This window comes from Pseudoalteromonas sp. S558 (assembly GCF_005886635.1).
Taxonomy (GTDB): Bacteria; Pseudomonadota; Gammaproteobacteria; order Enterobacterales; family Alteromonadaceae; genus Pseudoalteromonas; species Pseudoalteromonas aliena.
Window position 1 is genome coordinate 1 of sequence record NZ_PNDU01000739.1, and the last position, 1,410, is coordinate 1,410.

The following is a 1,410-nucleotide window of genomic DNA, read 5'->3' on the forward strand; positions in this document are numbered from 1 at the left end:
TGATTTAGCCGCTTTAACAGGTTCAGACATTGAAGCACTTTATAACGAAGAGCTAGGTGCCGTAATCCAAGTAGCAAATGCTGATTTAGATGCAGTAAATGCGGTGTTTGAACAACATGGTATAGCAGCAATTAGCCACAATATTGGCACGCTTAACAGTGACGATACGATTATATTTAACCGTGGCGAAAATACGGTACTTAATCATACGCGTACTGAGCTTCGTACTATTTGGGCTGAAACAACGTATCAAATGCAAGCACGCCGTGATAACCCTGAGTGTGCTAAGCAAGAGTTTGATGCAAAATTTGATGCAAAAGATCCAGGCTTAAACGTAAAACTTAACTTTGATTTAAACGAAGATATAGCAGCGCCATACATTGCAACGGGTGCTAAACCACAAATGGCTATTTTACGTGAGCAGGGTGTTAACTCTCATTTAGAAATGGCGGCAGCGTTTAATCGCGCAGGTTTTGCAGCCGTTGATGTACACATGAGTGACATTTTAGAAGGTCGTTTAACGCTAGAGCAATTTAAAGGTTTAGTGGCCTGTGGTGGTTTCTCATACGGTGACGTACTTGGTGCGGGTGAAGGTTGGGCTAAGTCTATTTTGTTTAACGACATGGCACGCGACCAGTTCCAAAACTTCTTCCACCGTGAAGATACCTTTAGTTTAGGTGTATGTAACGGTTGCCAAATGTTATCAACGTTAAAAGAGTTAATTCCGGGTACTGAACATTGGCCGCGCTTTGTAACTAATAAATCAGAGCGTTTTGAAGCACGCTTTAGTTTAGTAGAAATACAAGAGAATCCGTCTGTGTTCTTTAACGGAATGGCTGGCTCGCGTATGCCTATAGCGGTTTCTCATGGTGAAGGTCATGCTGAGTTTGCAAACGATGCAGCCATTAAAGCAGCGCTTAATAGCGGCACTGTTGCGGTTAAGTTTGTAGATAACTACGGTAATCCTACAACGCAATACCCAGCGAATCCTAATGGTTCTCCAGAAGGTATTACCGGTATTACGTCTACTGATGGTCGCGCCACTGTAATGATGCCGCATCCAGAACGCGTATTCAGAAGCGTTGCCAATTCTTGGCATCCTGATGAGTGGATCGAGGATAGCCCGTGGATGCGTATGTTCCGTAACGCACGCAAAAACGTAGGGTAATTTAATTACTTTTATACAAGTTAGATTCATAATCTAGCTGTAAAATAAAAAAGGCTGCACTGTGCAGCCTTTTTTGATTAGTATAGTTTTAGCTAAAAGCTAAAAGCTAAAAGCACAAAGCACAAAGCATTTAAGGATAGTATGTTTAAGCGAGTTGGTTTAATTGTTGGAGCTGTATTACTAAGCATCTTGCTGCTTGGTTATGTATTTCGCTTGCCATTATTACAGTGGGTTATAGCGCC

The 1,410-nt window shown here is 41.9% G+C and carries 1 protein-coding gene; it reads left to right on the plus strand.

Annotated features, from left to right (window positions below; all coding sequences use genetic code 11):
• Positions 1–1,168, plus strand: a 1,168-nt coding sequence (locus CWB66_RS22145) for a phosphoribosylformylglycinamidine synthase subunit PurQ (protein ID WP_171037581.1), incomplete at its 5' end; no start/stop codon positions are given.
• Between the last annotated feature and the right edge of the window lie 242 nt (positions 1,169–1,410).